The sequence below is a fragment of the Nostocoides sp. genome (assembly GCF_035343835.1).
GTDB classification, from domain to species: domain Bacteria; phylum Actinomycetota; class Actinomycetes; order Actinomycetales; family Dermatophilaceae; genus Nostocoides_A; species Nostocoides_A vanveenii.
The window spans coordinates 1-1,681 of record NZ_DAOQZV010000391.1 but is presented as its reverse complement, the minus strand read 5'-3'; the positions used below and the strand labels follow the sequence as shown (position 1 = coordinate 1,681).

2 protein-coding genes are annotated in these 1,681 nt (G+C 68.7%); both read left to right on the top strand.

All coding sequences use genetic code 11. The annotated features are described in order from the left end of the window. Positions 1-102: DALR anticodon-binding domain-containing protein (locus PKH97_RS16455; RefSeq protein WP_324388686.1), on the top strand; the 102-nt coding region annotated here is incomplete at its 5' end. Between the two features lie 3 nt (positions 103-105). After that, positions 106-1,533: a diaminopimelate decarboxylase gene (gene lysA / locus PKH97_RS16450; protein WP_324388685.1), complete on the top strand. Its 1,428-nt coding sequence runs from the start codon at positions 106-108 to the stop codon at positions 1,531-1,533. Positions 1,534-1,681: the final 148 nt, after the last annotated feature.

Genomic DNA, 1,681 nt, shown 5'->3' with positions numbered 1-1,681 from the left:
ACCGACCTGCACCGCACCCGCCTCTGGCTCAATGACGCCACCCGGGTTGTGCTCGCGAATGGCCTTGGGCTGCTTGGTGTTTCGGCCCCCGAGAGGATGTAGCCGATGCGCGCACACGAGGCCGGTGCCCTCCACGCCGAAGGCTATGGCGGGCCGCCCATCTGGCTGCCCTATCCGCGCGATGTCATGGAGCTGCTGCCGCAGCTGTGGCCCGAGACCGTATGCCGTGACGCCGTCGGCCGACTTGTCATCGGCGGCGTCGACGTGGTCTCTCTCGCAAGCGAGTTCGGCACGGCCGCCTATGTGCTGGATGAGACCGATTTCCGCGCCCGGGCCCGCGCCTTCCGCGACGCCTTCGCCGACAGCTTCACCGGTGGCGCCGATGTGTATTACGCCGGCAAGGCCTTCCTGTGCACCGAGGTCGCCCGCTGGGTTGCCGAGGAGGGTCTCAATCTCGACGTCTGCACCGGTGGCGAACTCGCGGTCGCGATCCGTGCCGGCTTCCCCGGTAAGCGAATCGCCTTGCACGGCAACAACAAATCCAGTTCCGAGATTCGCCGTGCTCTCGAATACGGCGTCGGCAGGATCGTTCTGGATTCCTTCGACGAGATCGTCCGCGTCGACACCATCGCCCGCGAGCTCGGGGTCGTCGCGCCGGTGATGATCCGGGTGACGGTCGGCGTCGAGGCGCACACGCACGAGTTCATCGCCACCGGTCACGAGGACCAGAAGTTCGGTTTCAGCCTCGCCGACGGCGTGGCCCGCGAAGCAGCGGATCGCGTCGTTGCGCACCCGGACACCATGTCGCTCAAGGGTTTTCACTCCCACATCGGCAGCCAGATCTTCGACACCACCGGCTTCGAACTGGCCGCTCGCCGCCTCGTGCAATTGCACGCCGATGTCGTCAACGCCACGGGCGCGGACCTGCCCGAGATCGACCTCGGCGGCGGCTACGGGATCGCCTATACCTCGCAGCACACACCTCTCGCCCCCGGGCAGCTCGCCGAACAACTCGCCGACATCGTCGAGCGCGAGTTCAAGGCCATCGGCACCGGTGATGGGACTGCCACCCCGCGCGTCTCCATCGAGCCCGGGCGCGCCATCGCCGGCCCGGCCGGCGTGACCCTCTACGAAGTCGGCACGATCAAGGATGTCGGCCTGGGCGAAGGCTTTGCGCGCCGGTATGTCTCCGTCGACGGCGGGATGAGCGACAACATCCGCCCGGCCCTCTACGAAGCCGACTATTCGGTCACCCTCGGGTCCCGGTCCTCCGACGCGGCCCCGCGCCTGGCGCGCGTCGTCGGCCGCCACTGCGAGAGCGGCGACATCGTCGTCCTGGACGAATACCTCCCCGACGACCTCGCCATCGGCGATCTGCTCGTCGTCCCGGGGACCGGCGCCTACTGCCGCAGCATGTCCAATCAGTACAACCACACGCCCCGCCCACCCGTGATCGCCGTCCGCGACGGCCAGGCCCGGGTGCTGGTGCGGCGCGAGACCATCGACGACCTGCTAGCCCTGGATGTGGGATGAGTGCCCGATGACTGACGAACCCGCCAAGCCCATCCGCGTCGCCCTGCTCGGCTGCGGCGTCGTCGGCTCCGCCGTCGCGCGCATGCTCGTGACGAATGCCGCCGACCTGCGCGCCCGCGTCGGCGCGCCCGTCGAGCTGGTCGGCATC

Excerpts from the sequence above, each read along its gene's own strand:
- lysA (WP_324388685.1), top strand. The coding sequence starts at position 106 with ATGCGCGCACACGAGGCCGGTGCCCTCCACGCCGAAGGCTATGGCGGG.